We start from the raw sequence: 19,763 nt of genomic DNA on the forward strand, positions 1-19,763 counted from the left end.
GCGGACGGGTCGGGCGACTTCACCCGCTCCGGGGATGGTTGGCGCTACTGTGGCGCGACTTGTCCCTTTCTTGGAGTTCGTGATGAATCAGCCTGACCCGTTCGTGCCCCCTGCCGGTGCACTGCCTCCGGCGCCCGAGGCCCCCGGCCCCGCACCCGCCCGCCCGCAGGAGCCGGCCTACGGGGCGTACGCCCCGGCTGCGCCTGCCGCGGGGGCGGTCCGGACGGGTCCCTGGCACCCTGTGCCGGCCGTCCCCGCCGGGCTCGCAGGGTGGACGATCGGCCTGGCCGTCGCCTGGACCGCCTTCCAGGGCCTGGCCTTCTGGGCATCCTTCGCCGCCGCCGACGCGTACGGTCGTGCCGTGGACGCGGGGGCCAGCGTCATGGACGTCTTCACCTGGTACGACGTCGTGAGTCTGCCGTTCCTGATGGTCCAGGTCGCGACGTTCGTCGTGGCCTGCCTCTGGCTGCAGGAGAGCCGGGCGGTGGCCGTCGCCGTGCTGCCGCGGGAACGTCACGTCCGCCGCCCCCTCTGGATCTGGTTCGGATGGGTCGTCCCCGTGGTCTCGCTGTGGTTCCCCTACGAGGTCGTCCGGGACGTCCGGTCCGGGACGACGGGGCTGCGCGGCGCCCCGGGCCTGGGTCTGTGGTGGGCGTCCTGGCTGGTCGCGATGTGGGCGTCGAACCAGACCGGTCTGGCAGGCGTGGGTCTCGGCGTCCTCAGCGACCACCCCTCGATGTTCCCCTTCGTCGAGGGTGCCGCCACCGTCGCCACGGCGGTGGCGTGCGTGCAGTGGATCCGCATCGTCCGCGAGATCACGTCTGCCCAGCGCGCGCGCCTGGAGGCTCCCGCGGCGGCGTGACGTCCGCCACGCCCGCCAGAGGGGACACGCAGGTGTCGGCCTGCGGCGCCGTGAGAAGGGGCGCGGGTACCGTGGAACCATCATGGCGACGCGCATCCCTGCCCGGAAGAGCACCGGGACCTCGCGGTCGGCGGCGCGGACGGGGCGCGGAACCCCGGCGTCGTCGCGCAGCACCTCGGCGCGCTCTTCGTCGGGCAAGCGGTCCACCACGGGCCGGTCCTCCGGCGGCCGCGGTCGCTCGTCCCCGACGTCGCGGGGCCGGTCCCGGTCCGGACCCCCGTGGCCGGTCCGGATGGTGCGCGGCGCCTACCTCGGCGTCGCCCACGGGCTCGGCGCCCTGACACGCACGATCACCAAGGGAGCAAGAGACCTGGAACCCGAGCACCGCCGTGACGGCGTCGCCTTCTTCCTCATCGCCATCGCCCTCGTCGTGGCCGCCCGCGAGTGGTGGGGCATCCCCGGCGACTTCGGCACGTGGGTGCACGCGGTCGTCGCCGGGACGGTCGGTCTGGCAGGTGTCGCCCTGCCCGTGCTGCTGATCTGGATCGGCGTGCGGATCATGCGGCACCCCGAGCGAGGCCAGGCCAACTCACGGGTCGCGATCGGTGTCAGCCTGCTGGTGGTCTCCGTGTGCTCGCTGGTGGCGATCGCGGAGGGCACCCCCTCGCCCCGCGACGGGTTCGCCCAGGTCCAGGACGCCGGCGGGATCATCGGCTACCTCGCGGCCACACCGGTGGTCATCGGGGTGACCGAGTGGGTCGCCGTGCCGCTGTTCCTGCTGCTCGGGTTCTTCGGGCTCCTCGTCGTCACCGCCACGCCGGTGCACCGCATCCCCGAGAGGGTGCGGGGCCTGTACGACCGCTTGACCGGGAACCACGGCAGCGCGCAGGACGACGGCCTCGAGCTCGCCGACGGCGTGTCGAAGCACGACGGCAGCGAGGACCGGCCCGCCCGCAAGAAGCGCACCCGGCGGATCCGGTCACCGCGCACCGGACGGGCCGCCAAGACGGCCGCCGCCGACCTCGACGAGTACGCCGGGGACCACGCCTTCGACAAGGCCGCGACCCTCGACGCTCCGGCGCCGGGCGGTGCCGCACCCGCCGATCCCGGGGCGACCCAGGTGATCTCGACCGGGTCGGCCACGTCGCCGGCCCCGGTGGACAGCGCGGCCCCGGCTCCGGCGGCCCCGGCCGCGCGCGACCCGCTGCCCGCCCCGCAGGGCCGCGCCGAGCAGCCGATGCTCTCCGGTGACACCGTCTACCTGCTGCCGTCCGAGGACGCGCTGGTCGAAGGGGCGCCGCACAAGAGCCGGTCGGCCGCCAACGACCGGGTGGTCGCCTCGCTCGAGGAGACCTTCGAGCAGTTCGGCGTGGACGCCCAGGTCACGAACTTCACGCGCGGTCCCACGGTGACGCGGTACGAGGTCGAGGTCGGCCCGAAGACCAAGGTCGAGCGGATCACCGGGCTGAGCAACAACATCGCCTACGCGGTCGCCAGCGCCGACGTGCGGATCCTGTCGCCGATCCCGGGAAAGTCCGCGATCGGCATCGAGATCCCCAACACCGACCGCGAGACGGTGGTGCTCGGTGACGTGCTGCGCTCGTCGGCGGCGCGACGGACCGAGCACCCGATGGTCATGGGCGTCGGCAAGGACGTCGAGGGCGGCTTCGTGGTGGCCAACCTGGCCAAGATGCCGCACATCCTCGTCGCCGGTGCGACGGGCGCAGGCAAGTCGAGCTTCATCAACTCGATGATCACCTCGATCCTCATGCGGGCGACCCCGGAGCAGGTGCGGCTGATCCTCGTGGACCCCAAGCGCGTGGAGCTCACGCTGTACGAGGGCATCCCGCACCTGATCACGCCGATCATCACGAACCCCAAGAAGGCGGCCGAGGCGCTGGACTGGGTGGTCCGCGAGATGGACGCCCGGTACGACGACCTGGCGACCTTCGGGTACAAGCACATCGACGACTTCAACGCCGCGGTCCGCGCCGGCAAGGTCACGCCGCCGCCGGGCTCCGAGCGCAAGGTCGCCGCCTACCCCTACCTGCTGGTCGTCGTGGACGAGCTCGCGGACCTGATGATGGTCGCACCCCGGGACGTCGAGGCCGCGATCCAGCGCATCACCCAGCTCGCGCGGGCGGCGGGCATCCACCTCGTGCTGGCCACCCAGCGTCCGTCGGTGGACGTCGTGACCGGTCTGATCAAGGCGAACGTGCCCTCGCGGCTGGCGTTCGCGACGTCGTCCCTGGCCGACTCCCGCGTCGTGCTCGACCAGCCCGGCGCCGAGAAGCTCATCGGTCAGGGTGACGCCCTGTTCCTGCCGATGGGTGCCTCCAAGCCGATGCGCGTCCAGGGGGCCTGGGTCAGCGAGTCCGAGGTCCACGCGGTCACCGAGCACGTCAAGTCGCAGCTCAAGCCCATCTACCGCGAGGACGTGACCGCCCCCGCGGCCGCCAAGAAGCAGATCGACGAGGACATCGGCGACGACCTCGACGTGCTGCTGCAGGCTGCCGAGCTCGTCGTGTCGACGCAGTTCGGCTCGACGTCGATGCTGCAGCGCAAGCTGCGGGTCGGTTTCGCCAAGGCCGGGCGTCTGATGGACCTGCTCGAGTCGCGCGAGATCGTGGGCCCGTCCGAGGGGTCCAAGGCGCGCGAGGTGCTCGTCCAGCCCGAGGGTCTGTCCTCCGCACTCGCCCTGATCCGGGGCGAGACGCCCGCCGAGGCCGCCTACGACCAGGACGCCGAGACCGCGGCGTCGGGCGACCCGTACGCCGACGGCACGGACGGCCACCGTCCTCCGGTGGCGGCGGAGTACCACGACGGCGCCGACACCGACGCCGAGCACCCCGTGCGCTGAGCGGATCGTCATCCGCCCGCGGGGACGCGGGGCAGGACCGTCGGCTGGTCGCCGGTGGGCCGGGGAGGCTCGGACCGTTCCCGAGCCTTCCCGCCGACCGCGTCCGCCACCAGCTCGTGGCGGACGCGGCGTTCGCGCCGGTCGAGCGTCGTGCTGCGGGGAGGCGACCCGTCGAGCACCTGGACACGGTGCCCTGCCGGGATGTCGACCGTGCTGGCGGTCCAGCGCACGTCGGTGACCAGGGCCGGCGCGCTCGGCCGCTCCTCGGTGATCGTCGCGGTCAGCAGGACACCGCTGCTCGTCCGGGCGTCGCAGCACGAGGCGCTCTGGTTCGACAGCAGGTTGCCCAGCCCGTGGGCGACCCACATCCCCGCACCGTGCGGGCCGCCGTCGAGTCGTTCGATGCGCTGGGGCACGTGGGCGTGGTGGCCGATGACGAGGTCGACCGCCCCCGAGGCGGCCAGCGCGGCCGCGACGTCGACCTGCTGCTCCGTGAGCACCTCCGTGTACTCGGTCCCGGCGTGCACGCTGACCACCACCACGTCGGCGCCACCCCGGTCGCGCGCCTTCTCGGCGGCCCGGACGAGGGCATCGGTGTCGATCAGGTCGACGGCCCACGGTGCCTCGGACGGCATCGGCAGACCGTTGAGCCCGTACGTGGCCGAGAGGTGCGCCACCACCAGCGAACGCCCCGATCGCTCCAGCTCGTAACGCTGCGGTCTCGACTGCTCACGGTGGGACCGGGCGGTGCCGACGTGGCCCATGCCCGCGGCGTCGAGGGCGTCCAGCGTGGTCACGACGCCGGCGTAGCCGCGGTCGACGGAATGGTTGGAGGCGGTGGAGCACCCGTCCCAGCCCTGGTCCGCCAGGGCCGGCACCAGCTCCGGCGGTGCGCCGAAGATCGGGTAGCCGCTGGGGGCCGTGCCGTCGGGCGCGACCGGCACCTCGAGGTGGCACAGCGCGAGGTCGGCACCGGCCACCCAGGGGTCGAGCCCGGCGAGCAGCCGGTCGAAGCGTTCGCCGCCGGCGGCGGAACGAACGACGGGGCCGTGCGGGAGCAGGTCCCCGGCGGCCAGCACCGTGAAGGTGACCGGGGGGACAGGTTGCGGGGGTGCGATCTTGGCCCGCGCCACGTCCGGGGAGACCGTCACCCGGGGAGCGGGGGGCGGGGCGTCCGGGGTGAGGACACCGCAGGCTGCCGTCACGGTGAGCACGGTGACGGCGAGCACGACCAGGGAGGTCCTGCGCGGGGCGACGTCGGCCACGGTGCGAGGCTATCGCGGTGGCGGTCCCAGTAGGCTGGTGACATGCCCGACGCTGCGCCCTCGCCCTGGAACATCGCGAACATCGTCACGATGATCCGTATCGCCCTCGTCCCGGTCTTCGCGGCGGCGCTGCTGGTGGACGGCGGTGAGTCGGTGACGTGGCGTCTGGTGGCGACCGCGATCTTCCTGCTGGCCGCGCTGAGCGACAAGGTCGACGGCCACCTGGCGCGGTCGCGCGGCCTGGTGACGGACCTCGGCAAGCTCCTCGACCCGATCGCGGACAAGGCCCTGGTGGGCACCGCGCTGGTCCTGCTGTGGTGGCCGCTGGGCGAGCTGCCCTGGTGGGTGCCGACGGTCATCCTGGTCCGCGAGCTCGGGATCACCCTGATGCGCATGGCCGTGCTGAAGTACGCCGTCATGCCGGCCTCCCGCGGCGGCAAGATCAAGACCGTGCTGCAGGTGGTCGCCATCGCGCTCTTCCTGCTGCCGCTCGCGCAGCTGCCGGACGCCGTGGGTGTCGTGGCGTGGGTCGTGATGGGCGCGGCGATCGCCGTCACCGTCGTCACCGGCGTCGACTACGCCGTCCAGGGGCTGCGACTGAGTCGCCGGGCCCGGCTGGAGAGGACGCTCGGCCGTGCGGACGACCAGCGCTCTCCGGGCGGCCGGTCGGACGGATGACGACCGCGCGTGACGTCCTCGGGGCGGTGGCCGCCCGGGGGTGGACCCTCGGTGTCGCCGAGTCGTTGACCGCCGGGATGGTGGCCGCCGAGCTCGCCACGGTGCCCGGTGCCTCGGCGGTGCTGCGCGGCGGCGTCGTCGCCTACGCGACGGACCTCAAGGCGTCTCTGCTCGGGGTCGACCGTGCGCTGCTGGCGTCCCGGGGCGCCGTGGACGCGGACGTCGCCGGCGCCATGGCCCGGGGTGCGCGTGCCGCGACCGGCGCGGACGTCGGGCTCGCGACGACCGGGGTCGCCGGGCCCGACCCGCAGGACGGCCGTCCACCCGGCCTGGTCTTCGTCGCCGTCGCCACGCCGGGAGGGACGGTCGTGCGTCGCTGCGACCTGGCCGGCGACCGGGCCGCCGTCCGGTCGGGGGCGGTCGTCGCGGTCCTGGACCTGTGCCGCACGACCCTGGGCGACGCCGCGCCGGGGTGAAGGAACCGTGCGTGGCCCGGGGGGATCCTGGACGACCCGGTGCGTCGGGAACACGGCCGTGGTGTCGTGCGTTGGGCAGGTGTGATCGCCAACAGGCCACGAAGCGGTATCGATGCGACTCCCGGGCGACGCGCCCCGCGTGCGTCGGGGTACGGTAGTGCCAACCCTCGTCAGGGGGTGCCGGCGGAAGGAAGGGGGCGTGACATGGTCGTCCTGCGACAGGAGATCGGTGACGTGCTGCGCGACGCGCGGCAGCGTCAGGGGCGCACCCTGCGTGAGGTGTCCTCGGCCGCACGGGTCTCGCTGGGTTATCTGAGCGAGGTCGAACGCGGGCAGAAGGAGGCCTCCTCCGAGCTGCTGGCCTCGATCTGCGAGGCTCTCGACATCCCGCTGTCCCTCGTGCTGCGCGAGGTCAGCGACCGTATCGCGGTCGCCGAGGGGCTGCTCGTCCCCGACACCATCCCCACGGACGTGCTCGCCGGGATGCTCTCGCGCGGAACCGTCGAGCGCGAGGACCTCACGCCGGTCGGCTGACCGCCTGGCAGGTGGGGCACCAGAACACCGGCCGTTCGTACGGCGGTTCGTTGGCCTGCCCGACGGCGACCGGTGTCCGGCACCGCCGGCACGGGTGACCCAGCTTGCCGTGCACCGCGCGCGGCACCTCACCGAGGCCCTCACGTCGCCCGACGTCGACGCTGCGTCCGACCAGTCGGCGCGCGGTCACGAGCAGGGCCCGGACCTCCTCGTCGTCGAGGGAGTCGGCGGGCGCCCACGGGTGCATCCGGCGGTCGAAGAGCGACTCCGCCATCCAGATCGTGCCGACTCCTGCCACGACCGACTGGTCGAGGAGCACGTCGCACAACGGGCGGTCCCCCTGCCGGTGCCAGCGGTCCAGCGCCGTGGTCAGACCCGCCGTGCCGAAGTCCGCTCCGAGCACGTCCGGGCCCAGGTGTGCCAGCAGCCGGGGCTCGTCGTGGGTCCGCAGCAGGTCCAGCATCCCGAGCCGCCACCCGACGCACGTCCACCGTGCGGTGGCGAGCACCGCCCGGACCTCGGGATGGCGGGCCGCGGCGGCACGGTCGCTCGTCGCCACCACGCGCCAGGACCCCTCCATCCGCAGATGGGTGTGCAGGGTGCGGCCGTCGTCGAACCGGGTCAGCAGGTGCTTGCCGTAGGAGACGCACCCCGTCACCGTCCGGCCCGTGAGGTCGGTGCCTCCCGTCCCCGGCCAGCGCAGCTCGGCGCGGACCAGCGGCCGACCTCGCAACGCCTGGTCGAGACGCTCGGCCGTGAGCCGCAGGACGTCGCCCTCGGGCATCAGACCGCCACCCTCAGCCCGCGAGGCGTCACCGTGAACCCGGCGTCGAGCAGGGCCTCCGCCGCCGCGGAGCGTTCCTTGGCGGCCTCCAGGGCCGGGACGCCGTCGAGCCGCTGGACCACCAGCCGGCCGAGGTGCCCGCGCCGGACATGGTCGGCGAGGAGGGCTCCCGCGACCGCCAGCGCGTCCGGAGCCGTGGTGAACGACAGCAGCGTGCGTCCGCCCCGTTCGACGTACAGCGCCGGCTCGCCGTTGGTGAGGACGACGACAGCGCCCGCCTTGCGTCCGGGGCGGTGCCCGCCGCCGTCGTCGCCCGCCGAGGTGGTCGCCGGCCAGGGCAGCGCCGCGCCGTAGGGGTTGGCGGGGTCCGTCGCGGCCAGCAGCAGTCCCGACGGGGAGGCGTCGGGGTCGTCCCGGACACGCTCGCGGTCGGCGGCGTCGACGCGCAGTCGGTCGACCGCCCCGGGCAGCGCGAACTGCGCACCGCCCAGCCGCTCCACGAAGTAGCCGCGACGGACCGCTCCGCGTTCCTCGAGCCCGGTGAGCACCCGGTACACCTCGCGGAACTGACCGGTCACGTGCTCCGAGGGCGCGACGGCCCGCGTCAGCACCCCGTGCCGGTCCAGCAGGACCTGGGCCAGCGCGTGCGTCCGGACCGTCGGGTCCTGCTCGCGCGCCGGCAGGCCGGACCAGCGGCCCCCGCCGGCCGGTGGCACGACGGGGCGGGCGACGGCGAAGCGCGACCGGCGCACCGGCCGGGCGCGGGCCGGACGTCGGGGAGCCCGGTGCGCCCCGCCGCCCGCGCCGAGCCGGGCACGCAGCACCGCGAGGCCGTCGTTCGTCACGTGGCCGCCCCAGACGAGGTCCCACAGCGCCTCCAGCACCTCGCCGGCCGGGGCGTCGGCCAGCTCGACGAGGCGGGGCAGGAAGTATCCGCCCGACGACGTGAGCAGGTCGAGCAGCACGCGGTGCAGGTCGGTGTCCAGGGTCCCCTCGGGCCCCAGCGGGGCGGGCGGCGCGAGGGTCAGGGGAGCGTCCTCGGCCAGGTGCAGGCTCACCGTGCCGTCCGTGCCGGGCAGCGCGGCGTGTCCGGCCCAGACCACCTCCCCGGTGGTGGTCAGCTCATCCAGGAGGGCGGGGGAGTAGTCCGTCACGCGGGCCGGGAGCACCAGCGTCTCCAGCGCCGACGCCGGGACCGCGGCGCCGGCCAGCTGCTCCACGGCCCGCAGCAGGCCGTCGCTGCCGCGCAGCCGCGGACCGGTGGCGCCCTGCCAGCGCGGCAGGAACACGCCGAGCGTCTCCGGCTCGACCGGTTCCACCTCGGACCGCAGCGCCGCCAGGCTGCGCCGCCGCAGCGTGCGCAGCACCTGCGGGTCGCAGAACTCGTCCCCGGTCCCGCCGACGGCCTCCGGCCGCAGCGCACCGCGCACGAGCGCGCCGTCGCGCTCGAGACGGGTCAGCACCCCGGTCGCCACGGCGACACCGAGCCCGAAGCGGTGGGCGACCTCGGCGGCGGTGAACGGGCCGTGCGTCCGGGCGTGGCGTCGCAGCAGGTCGGCCAGCGGGTCGTCGACCGGCGCCATCACGGCGTCCGGCAGCCCGGCGGGTGGTGCCACCCCGAGCGCGTCGCGCAGCCGGGCGGCGTCCTCGGCGACCGCCCACTGCTCGGCGCCGGCGAGGCGGACGCGGATGACCCGGCGGTCCCGCTCGAGGTCGGCCAGCCAGTCCGGCACGGCGAGGGCGGCGTCCTCGGCCGTGCGGTGACGCACCTCCTCGAGCGGGTGCGGGCCGGTGCGGCGCAGCAGGTCCCAGACGGCCTCGGCGTCCCGCGCCCGGCGGTCCGTGGCCAGCCCCTGCAGCTCGGCCTCGGTCCGCTCGACGACCTCCGGGTCGAGCAGGTCGGACAGGTCGGTGGCGCCCTGCTCGCCGAGGAGCTCGGCCAGCAGGGTGGGGTCCAGCGAGAGGGCCGCGGCCCGCCGCTCGGCCAGCGGCGCGTCGCCGTCGTACAGGAACTGCGCGGTGTACCCGAACAGGAGCGACCGGGCGAACGGCGAGGGACCGTCGGTGGAGATCTCGACCAACCGGACCCGGCCTGCCGCGAGGTCGGCCATGAGCGTGCGCAGGGAGGCGACGTCGAAGTCGTCCTGCAGGCACTCGCGGGCCGCCTCGAGCATGATCGGGAAGTCGGGGTACGCCGACGCCACCTGCAGCAGCTGCGCGGCGCGCTGGCGCTGCTGCCACAGGGGGGCTCGCCGGTCCGGCCGACGCCGCGGCAGCAGCAGGGCGCGGGCGGCCGCCTCGCGGAAGCGGGAGGCGAACAGCACCGACGAACCCAGCTCGGCGCGGACGGCGGCGTCGACCTCCTCCGGGTCGACGAGCAGGTCGTCCGTGGTGATCTCCGGCCGGGTCTGGGCGGCCTCGAGGTCCCAGGGCGAGTCACCGGGCAGGCGGAGCACGATGCCGTCGTCGGCGGGCATGGCGGCGACGTCGGTGCCGAGCCGCTCGCGCAGCCGGGCCGCGACGACCAGCGCCCACGGGGCGTGCACCCGCGCCCCCAGGGGCGAGTGGATCACCACCCGCCAGTCGCCGAGCTCGTCGCGGAACCGCTCGACGAGCACGGTGCGGTCGTCCGGCAGCCGCCCGGTCGCCGCGCGCTGCTCGGTGAGGTAGCCCGCGAGGTTGTCGGCGGCCCAGTCGTCGAGCCCGGCGTCGCGCAGGTGCGCGCGACCGCTCGGCGGGTCGGCCGCGAGGAGCTCGTCGGTCTCCCGCAGGAACGCGCCCACGGCGCGCCCGAGCGTGGCCGGCCGCCCCGGCGCGTCGCCCTTCCAGAACGGCAGCCGGCCGGGCTGCCCCGGGGCCGGGGTCACCAGCACGCGGTCCGGGGTGATCTCCTCGACGCGCCACGTGGAGGACCCGAGGGTGAAGGTGTCGCCCGCCCGGGACTCGTAGACCATCTCCTCGTCGAGCTCGCCCACGCGCTTGCCGCCCCGGCCGGCCTCCTCACCGGCCAGGTACACGCCGTACAGCCCGCGGTCGGGGATCGTCCCGCCGCTCGTGGCGGCCAGCCGCAGGGCACCCGGACGCGCCGAGAGCCGCCCGGCGGCCCGGTCCCACACGATCCGCGGACGCAGCTCCGCGAACTCCTCGCTGGGGTACCGCCCGGCCAGCATGTCGAGCACGGCGTGCCAGGTGGCGTCACCGAGCGCGGCGAACGGCGCGGCGTGGCGGACCGTGCGCAGCAGGGCCTCCGCGTCCCAGTCGTCGACGGCGAGCGCCGCGACGACCTGCTGGGCCAGCACGTCCAGGGGCGTCGACACGATCCGCAACGGCTCGATGTCGCCGGAGCGCATGCGCTGGGTGACCACGGTCGCCGGGACGAGGTCACCGCGGTGCGTGGGCAGCACGACACCGCGAGAGACGGCCCCGACCTGGTGCCCGGCCCGGCCGATGCGCTGCAGCCCGCTGGCCACCGACGGCGGGGACCCGACCTGCACCACGAGGTCCACGGCCCCCATGTCGATGCCCAGCTCCAGCGAGGACGTCGCGACCACGGCCGGCAGCCGACCGGCCTTGAGGTCGGACTCGGTGCGGGTGCGCTCGGTCCGGCTCATCGACCCGTGATGGGCCCGCGCCAGGACCGGTGCCGCGGCGTCGAGGGCGGCGGCCGTGCCCGACTGGCCGGGGGTCTGGGCCGCCTGCTCCGCTCCGGCGTCGGGGGTCGCGAGTCCCTGGCGCTCGGCCCAGGTCTCGTTGACCCGCGCGGTGAGGCGTTCGGCCCCGCGCCGGGAGTTGGTGAACACCAGCGTGGACCGGTGGTCGCTGACGAGGTCGACCACCCGGTCGGTGACGTGCGGCCAGATGGATGCCTGGCGCTGCGGGCCGCTCGCCGCCCCGGACAGGTCGGGCTCGTCGTCCCCGCCCAGATCCGTCAGGTCCGGGACCGGGACGGCGACGTCCAGGTCCCAGCGTTTGCGTGACGGCGGCTGCACGACGGCAACCTCCCGGCCCCCGGCGGTGGTCGGTCGGCTCCCGGCGAGGAAGGCCGCGACCTCGTCGGCGGGCCGCACCGTGGCGGACAGGCCGATGCGCTGGGCGGGGCGTGGCAGGAGCGCGTCGAGCCGTTCGAGGCTGACGGCCAGGTGCGCCCCGCGCTTGGTGCCCGCCAGCGCGTGGATCTCGTCGACGATGACCGTGCCGACCCCGGCCAGGCCGGCGCGCGCCGCGGAGGTCAGCACGAGGAAGAGCGACTCGGGGGTCGTGACGAGCACGTCCGGGGGACGGGTGGCGAACGACCGGCGTTCGGAGGCGGGGGTGTCGCCGGTGCGCATGCCGACACGGACGTCCTGGGTGTCGGTCCCGAGCCGGTCGGCGGCCCGCCGGATGCCGGTCAGCGGGGCGCGCAGGTTGCGCTCGACGTCGGCGGCCAGCGCCTTGAGGGGGGAGACGTACAGCACCCGGCAGCGCTGCGTCGGGTCCTGCGGCGGCGGGGCGGCCGTGAGGCGGTCGATCGCCCAGAGGAACGCCGCGAGCGTCTTGCCCGAACCGGTCGGTGCCACCACGAGCGCGTGCCGGTCCTCCTCGACGGCACGCCACGCGCCCTCCTGCGCCGCCGTGGGGCCGGCGAACGCATCGGTGAACCACGCCCGGGTCGCGGGGGAGAAACGGGCGAGCGGGTCGGTGGCCACCAGCCCATGGTGCACCCGGGCACCGACAGGCCGGTGGTCGTGGCACGCTGGGCGGGTGCTCTACTCCGACTTCGCCCAGCTCGTCGACGAGGTGTTCGGCCGTGCCTACGGCCGCACGCTCGTGCGGGAGCAGGTCCTGCCCCGCCTCGGGGACCGCACCCCGGCCGAGGCGCTCGACGCGGGGACGGACCCCCGCGACGTCTGGCACGCCCTGTGCGACGCCCTCGACGTCCCGGACGCCGAGCGGTGGGGGACGGACCGGCACCGGCAGGCGCCGCCGGCCCGCTGACCGCGGCGCCTCCCGGTGTCGACACGCCGCGCCGCGGACGCTGACGTCGAACAGATGTTCGGCTAGGGTGTCCACAGGAAGGCCTCGTGGGTCGCTCGTCCACAGCGCGACCGGCTCGGGCGGGGCGTGTCGGTGGCGGGGCGTAGCGTCGTCGTCGACATGAGCAGCAGACCGAAGGCGCGCGGCCGCGCCCAGAACACGAAGGTGACCGACATGCCTGGACCGGAAGACCGTGAGAAGGCCCTCGAGGCCGCGCTCGCCCAGATCGACCGCAGCTTCGGCAAGGGCTCGGTCATGCGTCTCGGCCAGGAGGGGCGGGCCCCGGTGGACGTCATCCCCACCGGTTCCATCGCCCTGGACGTGGCCCTCGGCATCGGTGGCCTGCCCCGGGGCCGCGTGGTCGAGGTCTACGGCCCGGAGTCCTCCGGCAAGACGACCGTCGCCCTGCACGCGGTGGCGAACGCCCAGAAGAACGGCGGGATCGCCGCGTTCGTCGACGCCGAGCACGCCCTGGACCCCGAGTACGCCAAGAAGCTCGGCGTGGACACCGACGCCCTGCTCGTCTCCCAGCCGGACACCGGTGAGCAGGCGCTGGAGATCGCCGACATGCTGATCCGCTCCGGGGCGCTCGACATCATCGTCATCGACTCCGTCGCGGCGCTGGTCCCCAAGGCGGAGATCGAGGGCGAGATGGGTGACAGCCACGTCGGCCTGCAGGCCCGTCTGATGTCGCAGGCGCTGCGCAAGATCGCGGGTGCGCTCAGCTCCTCCGGCACCACGGCGATCTTCATCAACCAGCTGCGCGAGAAGATCGGCGTGTTCTTCGGCTCGCCGGAGACCACCACGGGTGGCAAGGCGCTGAAGTTCTACGCCTCGGTGCGCATGGACATCCGCCGGATCGAGACCCTCAAGGAGGGCACCGACTCCGTCGGCAACCGCACCCGCGTCAAGGTCGTCAAGAACAAGATGGCCCCGCCGTTCAAGCAGGCCGAGTTCGACATCCTCTACGGCGTGGGCATCTCCCGGGAGGGCGGCCTGATCGACATGGGCGTCGAGCACGGGTTCGTCCGCAAGTCGGGTTCGTGGTTCACCTACGGCGGCGACCAGCTCGGCCAGGGCAAGGAGAACGCCCGGTCGTTCCTGCGGGACAACCCCGACCTGGCGAACGAGCTCGAGAAGAAGATCAAGGAGAAGCTCGGCGTCGGGGCCAAGCTCGACGCCCCGGCGGACGGGGACGCCCCGGCGGCCGAGGCCACGTCCGTCGCCGCCGGCGACGAGGAGAAGGCACCCGCCAAGGCGGGCGCGGCGACCAAGAGCACGAGCCGGTCGAGCGCCAAGAGCAAGAAGGCGCCCTTCTGAGCACCGGACGCGCGGAGGAACGGTCGGCGGGCGGTCGTCGGAAGGACGGTCGCCGCCGACCGAGCGTGAGCGAGCGCCTCGAGGCCGGTCAGATCACGCGCGACGAGGCCACGGAGCTCACGCGGGAGGCCGTGCTGCGCACGTTGACCGCCGCGCCGAAGAGCCGGGCCGAGCTCGCCCGGTCCCTCGCCCGCAAGGGCTACCCCGAGGACGTCGCCGAGCACGTTCTGGACCGGCTCCAGGAGGTCCGCCTCGTCGACGACGCCGTGTACGCCGAGATGATCGTGCGCACGCGGCACACCGAACGGGGCCAGGCGCGTCGAGCCATCTCGGCCGAGCTCCAGCGCCGCGGCGTGGACCCCGAGACGGCGACCGCCGCGCTCGAGCAGATCGACGGCGACGACGAGCGTGCGGCCGCGGCCGAGCTCGCCCGCAAGCACGTGGCCCGCACCCGCGGACTCGACCGGGACAGACGCGTCCGGCGCGCCGTCGGTGCGCTGAGCCGCAAGGGGCACAACCCCTCGGTCGCCTTCGCCGCCGTCAAGGACGCCCTGGCCGCCGAGGGGGAGTCCGAGGATCTCGACGACCTGATCTCCCTCGACGACTGACCCAGCGGCTCACCCCGGCGTCTCGGCCACGCGATCCCGGCGGCACCCTATGCCCACCGGCACCGCACGACCGGCGTCGCGGGAGCGCTCGGGGGACCGCCCGAGCGGCCGTCAGCCCCAGCGACCCGGCTTGCCAGGATCCGCCGGTCCGGCCTCGGGTCCCTCGTCGACCCCGTGCGGACGCTCGGCCGCCTGGGCCGTCGCACCCACCCCGACACCGGCGTCGAGCCCGGCAGCCATCGTCCCGGTCCGTCCGGAGGTGCGCCGCAAGGAGTTCCCGAGCCGCTCGGCCACCTTCGTCAGGCTCCAGTTGATGAGGATGAACAGCACGGCGGCGACGGCCAGGGTCTGCAGGATGTTGCCCTCGCCGGAGCCGAGCAGCCGGGCCTCCTGCAGCAGTTCGCGGTAGGTGATGATCGCGCCGAGCGCGGAGTCCTTGAGCACGACGACGAGCTGGGAGAGCAGCGCGGGCAGCATGGCGATGAGGGCCTGGGGGACCTCGACCGACCGCAGCGACTGACCCCGGGTCAGTCCGGTCGACAGCGCGGCCTCGCGCTGGCCAGACGGCAGCCCGTGGACACCGGACCGCACCAGCTCGGCCACGACCGACCCGTTGTAGAGGACCAGGCCGATGACCACGCCCCAGAAGGAAGGCGAGTCGGCGCCGGCGTTGGCGAGCAACAACCAGAAGAACACCATCATGAGCAGCACGGGCACGGCGCGGAAGAACTCCACGACGGCGCCGCACACCACGCGCACCGGCAGCAGCGTGGAGAGCCGGCCCACGCCGAAGAGCAGGCCGAAGGCGAACGCGCCGACGATGCTGACGGCGGCCGCCCGCATGGTGTTGAGGAATCCCGGCCAGTAGTAGAACCGCCAGGCGTCGGCGTCCACGGCGGCGAGCCACAGGTCAGGGTCGAGCTGGCCCTTGTCGCCGAGCCGGGCGAGCAGCAGGGCGGCGATGCCGCCGACGATGACGGCGCCGATGACGTTGCCGACCCGGATGCGCCGCTTGGCGCGGGGGCCGGGCGCGTCGAAGAGGACGGTCTGGGCGCTCATCGGGACACCGCCAGTCGACGCGAGAACGAGGTCGACAGCAGGCCGACGGGGGTCACGAGGATGACGTAGCCGATCGCGAAGGTGAAGAAGATCGCGTAGATGTAGTCGGGCCGGAACTCGATCATCGTCCGCATCACCGAGGAGGTCTCCGTCACCGAGGCTGCCGCGGCGACCGTGGTGTTCTTGATGAGGGCGATGAGGACGTTGCCGAGCGGCGCGATCGCGCCGCGGAACGCCTGCGGCAGGATGACCAGCCGGGCGGAGGGCAGGAACGACAGCCCGATGGACCGTGCCGCCTCGGCCTGCCCGACCGGCACCGTGTTGACGCCGGACCGGATCGCCTCGCACACGAAGGCGGCGTGGTAGATCGACAGCCCCACGACCGCGAGCCAGAAGAAGTTGAGGGTGAAGTCGGTCGCCAGGGTGAGCTCGAGCTGGCCCCAGGCCCCGAGGACCATGAACACCATGATGATCGTCAGCGGGGTGTTCCGCAGGATCGTGACGTAGGTGGTGCCGGCCCACTGCAGGCTGCCGATGGGGGAGATGCGGAACAGGGCCAGCACCGACCCCAGGACCAGGGAGAGCACGGCCGCCCAGAAGGCGAGCTGGATGTTGACCCAGAACGCCCCCAGCACGTCGTACTGGCGGATGATGTCGAGGTACTCCTCCACGCGGCGGACGCTCCTTCGGCTCGGTCGCGGCAGAGACGTGTCGCCGGGACTCCGGCGGCACCGGATCGGGCCCGCTGCGTGGCGCGGCGGGCCCGATCCGTTCTCAGTGGTCGGTCACATGTCGCAGGGGTCGAACTCCGGCGGGTTGAGGTCCTGGTTCGGCGTGTAGCCGGTGCCCTCGGTGGCGGAGTCGATGTACTCCTGCCACGAGCCGTCGTCGATCATCTGCTGCAGCGCCGCGTTGATGTCCTCGCACTGGTCGGAGTCCTGCGGGATGCCGACGCCGTAGCGCTCCTCGGAGAAGGTGTTGCCCACGACCTTCACCTGGCCGGAGTTGGCGGGCTGGGCCCCCAGGCCGGCGAGGATGATGTCGTCGGTGGTCACCGCGTCCACCTGACCCGAGGTGAGCGCGGTGACGCACTCGGCGTACCCGGGCTGCTCGAGGAGGTTGACGCCCTCGGAGTACTCGTCCTTGATGCGCTGGGCCGACGTCGAACCGGTGACCGAGCACAGGTTCTTGCCGTCCAGGGTGTCCGGGCCGGTGATGTCGGTGTTGTCGGCCGCCACGAGGAGGTCCTGGCCGGCCACGAAGTACGGACCGGCGTACGAGACCTGCTCGCGCCGCTCGTCCGTGATCGAGTAGGTGGCGAAGATCATGTCGACCTGGCCGGTCGACAGCAGCGTCTCGCGCTGGGCGGACGGGGCCTCGACCCACTCGATCTGGTCCTCGGAGTACCCGAGCTCGCCCGCCACGTACTTCGCGACGTCGACGTCGAAGCCGGAGGGCGTGTCGCCGTCCATGAACCCGAGGCCCGGCTGGTCGAACTTGATGCCGATGGTGACGCCCTCGCCGCCGGCCCCTTCCTCCTCCATGGTGTCGGTGGTCTCGCCCCCGGTGTCGGTCTCGCCGCCGTCGTCGGAGGAACAGGCGGCCAGGGTCAGTGCGGCGGTGGCCGCCAGGGCGATGACCCCGGTGGTGCGTGTGCGTCGCATGATGCGTCCTTTCGTCGGTGGTGCCGGTGATGCCGTGATGAAGATCAGTGGGTGAGGATCTTCGACAGGAAGTCCTTGGCGCGGTCGCTGCGCGGGTGGTGGAAGAACTCCTCGGGCGTGGCCTCCTCGACGATCTGGCCGTCCGCCATGAACACGACGCGGTCGGCCGCCTTGCGGGCGAACCCCATCTCGTGGGTGACGACGATCATCGTCATGCCCTCCTTGGCGAGCTGCTCCATGACGTCGAGCACCTCGTTGATCATCTCGGGGTCGAGGGCCGAGGTCGGCTCGTCGAAGAGCATCACCTTGGGGTGCATGGCCAGCGACCGGGCGATCGCCACGCGTTGCTGCTGGCCGCCGGAGAGCTGGGCGGGGAACTTCGCGGCCTGGTTCTTCACCCCGACGCGGTCGAGGAGCTTGAAGGCCTCCTCCTCGGCGTCGGACTTGCTCAGCCCGCGGACCTTGCGGGGGCCGAGCGTGACGTTGTCGAGCACCGTCTTGTGGGCGAAGAGGTTGAACGCCTGGAACACCATGCCGACGTCGGCACGCAGCCGGGCGAGCTGCCGCCCCTCGGCGGGCAGGGGTTGGCCGTCGATCCGGATCTCGCCGCCGTCGATCGTCTCCAGCCGGTTGATGGCGCGGCACAGCGTGGACTTGCCCGAGCCCGACGGGCCGATGACCACGAGCACCTCGCCGCGCCGCACGGTCAGCTCGATGTCCTGGAGCACGTGCAGGTCGCCGAAGTACTTGTCGACCCCGCTGAGCTCGACGAGGGGGGCGCCCAGGTGCGAGTCGTCCGCCGGCGGCTGCTGGTCGTCCGCCGGTGCCGTTCCGCTGTGATCCATGTCATGAACCTAACCAGTGGATCGTTTCGGTGGGGTGCGAGCACGCGCCGAGTCGGCAACGGTTCGATAACGACTGTCCGGAAAGCCGGGAATCGGCAACCTTGCGACGGCGGATCCGCGGCGCGCGGGACCGTACCCTGGAACCGATGTCCACCACGATGCCCTCGCCCCGTGAGACCGCCACGTCCCTGCCCTCCGACGGGGCCGGACGGACGTACATGGTCCGCACCCTGGGGTGCCAGATGAACGTCCACGACTCCGAGCACATGGCCGGGATGCTCGAGCAGGCGGGGTACACCCGTGCCACCGCCGCCGACGAGGCGACGAGCAACGCCGACGTGGTGGTCATCAACACGTGCGCGGTCCGCGAGAACGCCGCGACGCGGCTCTACGGCAACCTGGGCCAGCTCGCCGGGCTCAAGGCGGAGCGGCCCGGGATGCAGATCGCGGTCGGGGGCTGCCTGGCGCAGAAGGACCGCGGCGAGATCGTCGACAAGGCCCCGTGGGTCGACGTCGTCTTCGGCACGCACAACCTCGACGCGCTGCCGGTGCTCCTCGAGCGGGCACGGCACAACGAGGCCGCCCAGGTCGAGATCGCCGAGTCGCTGCAGGTCTTCCCCTCGACGCTGCCGACGCGGCGCGAGTCGGTGTACGCCGGCTGGGTGTCCATCTCGGTGGGCTGCAACAACACCTGCACGTTCTGCATCGTGCCGCACCTGCGCGGCAAGGAGCGCGACCGCCGTCCGGGCGAGGTCCTCGCCGAGGTGCAGGCCCTGGTGGACGCCGGCGCCGTCGAGGTCACGCTGCTGGGACAGAACGTCAACAGCTACGGCGTCGAGTTCGGCGACCGGGGCGCGTTCGCCAAGCTCCTGCGGGCCTGCGGACGGATCGAGGGGCTCGAGCGCGTCCGCTTCACCTCGCCGCACCCGGCCGCCTTCACCGACGACGTCATCGAGGCGATGGCCGAGACCCCGAACGTCATGCCGCAGCTGCACATGCCCCTGCAGTCCGGCTCGGACCGGGTGCTGCGCGCGATGCGGCGCAGCTACCGCTCCTCCAAGTTCCTCGGCATCCTGGAGAGGGTGCGCGCCGCCCTGCCCGACGCCGCGATCACCACCGACATCATCGTCGGGTTCCCGGGCGAGACCGAGGAGGACTTCGCCGAGACGCTGCGCGTGGTCGAGGAGTCGCGGTTCAGCTCGGCCTTCATGTTCCAGTACTCCCCGCGCCCCGGGACGCCGGCGGCCGAGATGGACGACCAGCTGCCCAAGGAGGTCGTCCAGGAGCGGTTCGACCGACTGCTCGCCCTGCAGGAGCGGATCAGCGCCGAGGAGTCGGCCCGGCAGACCGGCCGCACCCTCGAGGTGCTCGTCTCGGAAGGATCGGGGAAGAAGGACGGCGCCACGCACCGGCTGTCCGGACGGGCGCCCGACAACCGGCTCGTGCACCTCGCGGTGCCCGCCGGCGTGCTGCCCGAGGGCGGCCTCGCCGACCAGCCCGTCTCGCTCGAGGACCCGCGACTGGCCGAGGTCGGCGCGCTCGACCCGTCCCTGCCGCGCCCGGGCGACATGGTGACCGTCGAGGTGACCCGTGCCGCACCGCACCACCTGATCGCCGACTCGGCGCTCGACGGCGGCACCTACGCGGTGCGTCGCACCCGGTCCGGCGACGCCTGGGCCCAGCGCGAGACCGCGCGGCTCGGCGGGGGCCACGACGACCACGGCCACGGCGGCGAGCCCGGTGGCCCGGTCACGCTGGGGATGCCGACGCTGCGTCGCTGACCCCGGCGGGCCGG

General features: G+C 73.6%; 17 protein-coding genes. 9 read left to right on the plus strand and 8 right to left on the minus strand.

The window, feature by feature from the left end:
* Nucleotides 1-241: 241 nt before the first annotated feature.
* Nucleotides 242-862 (plus strand): DUF4328 domain-containing protein, encoded by a 621-nt coding sequence (locus Q6350_RS08445; RefSeq protein WP_305065937.1) that lies wholly within the window; start codon nucleotides 242-244, stop codon nucleotides 860-862.
* A 292-nt stretch (nucleotides 863-1,154) separates the two neighbouring features.
* Nucleotides 1,155-3,722, plus strand: coding sequence for a DNA translocase FtsK (locus tag Q6350_RS08450; RefSeq protein WP_305065938.1), 2,568 nt, complete (start codon nucleotides 1,155-1,157; stop codon nucleotides 3,720-3,722).
* 8 nt (nucleotides 3,723-3,730) lie between these two features.
* Here Q6350_RS08450 and Q6350_RS08455 read toward each other — a convergent pair whose 3' ends face one another.
* The gene (locus Q6350_RS08455; RefSeq protein ID WP_304607369.1) at nucleotides 3,731-4,987 is read right to left on the minus strand and encodes a CapA family protein; all 1,257 of its coding nucleotides are present in this window, start codon (nucleotides 4,985-4,987) and stop codon (nucleotides 3,731-3,733) included.
* Between the two features lie 42 nt (nucleotides 4,988-5,029).
* Between Q6350_RS08455 and pgsA the strand changes: the two genes are divergently transcribed.
* From pgsA to Q6350_RS08470, 3 genes are all read left to right on the plus strand, one after another.
* Nucleotides 5,030-5,665, plus strand: a complete 636-nt coding sequence (pgsA, locus tag Q6350_RS08460) for a CDP-diacylglycerol--glycerol-3-phosphate 3-phosphatidyltransferase (protein ID WP_304603692.1) — start codon at nucleotides 5,030-5,032, stop codon at nucleotides 5,663-5,665.
* Nucleotides 5,662-6,141 (plus strand): CinA family protein, encoded by a 480-nt coding sequence (locus Q6350_RS08465; RefSeq protein WP_304603693.1) that lies wholly within the window; start codon nucleotides 5,662-5,664, stop codon nucleotides 6,139-6,141. Before pgsA ends, Q6350_RS08465 begins: the two co-directional genes overlap by 4 nt.
* A 204-nt stretch (nucleotides 6,142-6,345) precedes the next feature.
* On the plus strand, nucleotides 6,346-6,675 hold the full coding sequence (locus Q6350_RS08470) for a helix-turn-helix domain-containing protein (RefSeq protein ID WP_304603694.1): 330 nt from the start codon (nucleotides 6,346-6,348) through the stop codon (nucleotides 6,673-6,675).
* On the opposite strand, the gene Q6350_RS08475 is transcribed toward Q6350_RS08470, so the two are convergent.
* Nucleotides 6,659-7,459 carry a DNA-formamidopyrimidine glycosylase family protein gene (locus tag Q6350_RS08475; protein WP_305065939.1) on the minus strand — a complete coding sequence of 267 codons (801 nt, stop codon included), beginning with the start codon at nucleotides 7,457-7,459 and terminating at the stop codon, nucleotides 6,659-6,661. The two genes, Q6350_RS08470 and Q6350_RS08475, sit on opposite strands and share 17 nt — an antisense overlap.
* Nucleotides 7,459-12,144, minus strand: coding sequence for an ATP-dependent helicase (locus tag Q6350_RS08480; RefSeq protein WP_305065940.1), 4,686 nt, complete (start codon nucleotides 12,142-12,144; stop codon nucleotides 7,459-7,461). Before Q6350_RS08480 ends, Q6350_RS08475 begins: the two co-directional genes overlap by 1 nt.
* Before the next feature lie 55 nt (nucleotides 12,145-12,199).
* On the opposite strand from Q6350_RS08480, the gene Q6350_RS08485 reads away from it, so the two are divergent.
* Nucleotides 12,200-12,433 carry a DUF3046 domain-containing protein gene (locus Q6350_RS08485; RefSeq protein ID WP_171247779.1) on the plus strand — a complete coding sequence of 78 codons (234 nt, stop codon included), beginning with the start codon at nucleotides 12,200-12,202 and terminating at the stop codon, nucleotides 12,431-12,433.
* 62 nt (nucleotides 12,434-12,495) lie between these two features.
* On the opposite strand, the gene Q6350_RS08490 is transcribed toward Q6350_RS08485, so the two are convergent.
* On the minus strand, nucleotides 12,496-12,648 hold the full coding sequence (locus tag Q6350_RS08490; RefSeq protein ID WP_171247778.1) for a hypothetical protein: 153 nt from the start codon (nucleotides 12,646-12,648) through the stop codon (nucleotides 12,496-12,498).
* On the opposite strand from Q6350_RS08490, the gene recA reads away from it, so the two are divergent.
* Both recA and Q6350_RS08500 read left to right on the plus strand, forming a co-directional pair.
* Nucleotides 12,647-13,792: a recombinase RecA gene (gene recA, locus Q6350_RS08495; RefSeq protein WP_304603812.1), complete on the plus strand. Its 1,146-nt coding sequence runs from the start codon at nucleotides 12,647-12,649 to the stop codon at nucleotides 13,790-13,792. The genes Q6350_RS08490 and recA overlap by 2 nt on opposite strands.
* 65 nt (nucleotides 13,793-13,857) lie before the next feature.
* Nucleotides 13,858-14,400 carry a regulatory protein RecX gene (locus tag Q6350_RS08500; protein WP_305065941.1) on the plus strand — a complete coding sequence of 181 codons (543 nt, stop codon included), beginning with the start codon at nucleotides 13,858-13,860 and terminating at the stop codon, nucleotides 14,398-14,400.
* A 111-nt stretch (nucleotides 14,401-14,511) separates the two neighbouring features.
* On the opposite strand, the gene Q6350_RS08505 is transcribed toward Q6350_RS08500, so the two are convergent.
* The 4 genes from Q6350_RS08505 to Q6350_RS08520 form a co-directional block, all read right to left on the minus strand.
* A complete protein-coding gene (locus Q6350_RS08505; protein WP_304607372.1) occupies nucleotides 14,512-15,459 on the minus strand; it encodes an amino acid ABC transporter permease in 948 nt (315 codons plus the stop codon).
* Nucleotides 15,456-16,130, minus strand: a complete 675-nt coding sequence (locus Q6350_RS08510) for an amino acid ABC transporter permease (RefSeq protein WP_304603699.1) — start codon at nucleotides 16,128-16,130, stop codon at nucleotides 15,456-15,458. Before Q6350_RS08510 ends, Q6350_RS08505 begins: the two co-directional genes overlap by 4 nt.
* A gap of 114 nt (nucleotides 16,131-16,244) precedes the next feature.
* Nucleotides 16,245-17,123 carry a glutamate ABC transporter substrate-binding protein gene (locus Q6350_RS08515; protein ID WP_304603700.1) on the minus strand — a complete coding sequence of 293 codons (879 nt, stop codon included), beginning with the start codon at nucleotides 17,121-17,123 and terminating at the stop codon, nucleotides 16,245-16,247.
* A 44-nt stretch (nucleotides 17,124-17,167) separates the two neighbouring features.
* Complete coding sequence (locus tag Q6350_RS08520) at nucleotides 17,168-17,968, minus strand: amino acid ABC transporter ATP-binding protein (RefSeq protein WP_171247773.1); 801 nt, start codon at nucleotides 17,966-17,968, stop codon at nucleotides 17,168-17,170.
* 146 nt (nucleotides 17,969-18,114) lie between these two features.
* Here Q6350_RS08520 and miaB point away from each other — a divergent pair, with 146 nt between their 5' ends.
* On the plus strand, nucleotides 18,115-19,749 hold the full coding sequence (gene miaB, locus Q6350_RS08525; protein ID WP_305065942.1) for a tRNA (N6-isopentenyl adenosine(37)-C2)-methylthiotransferase MiaB: 1,635 nt from the start codon (nucleotides 18,115-18,117) through the stop codon (nucleotides 19,747-19,749).
* The last annotated feature ends 14 nt before the right edge of the window (nucleotides 19,750-19,763 follow it).

It is taken from the genome of Isoptericola sp. b515 (assembly GCF_030588125.1).
Classification (GTDB): Bacteria; Actinomycetota; Actinomycetes; order Actinomycetales; family Cellulomonadaceae; genus Isoptericola; species Isoptericola sediminis.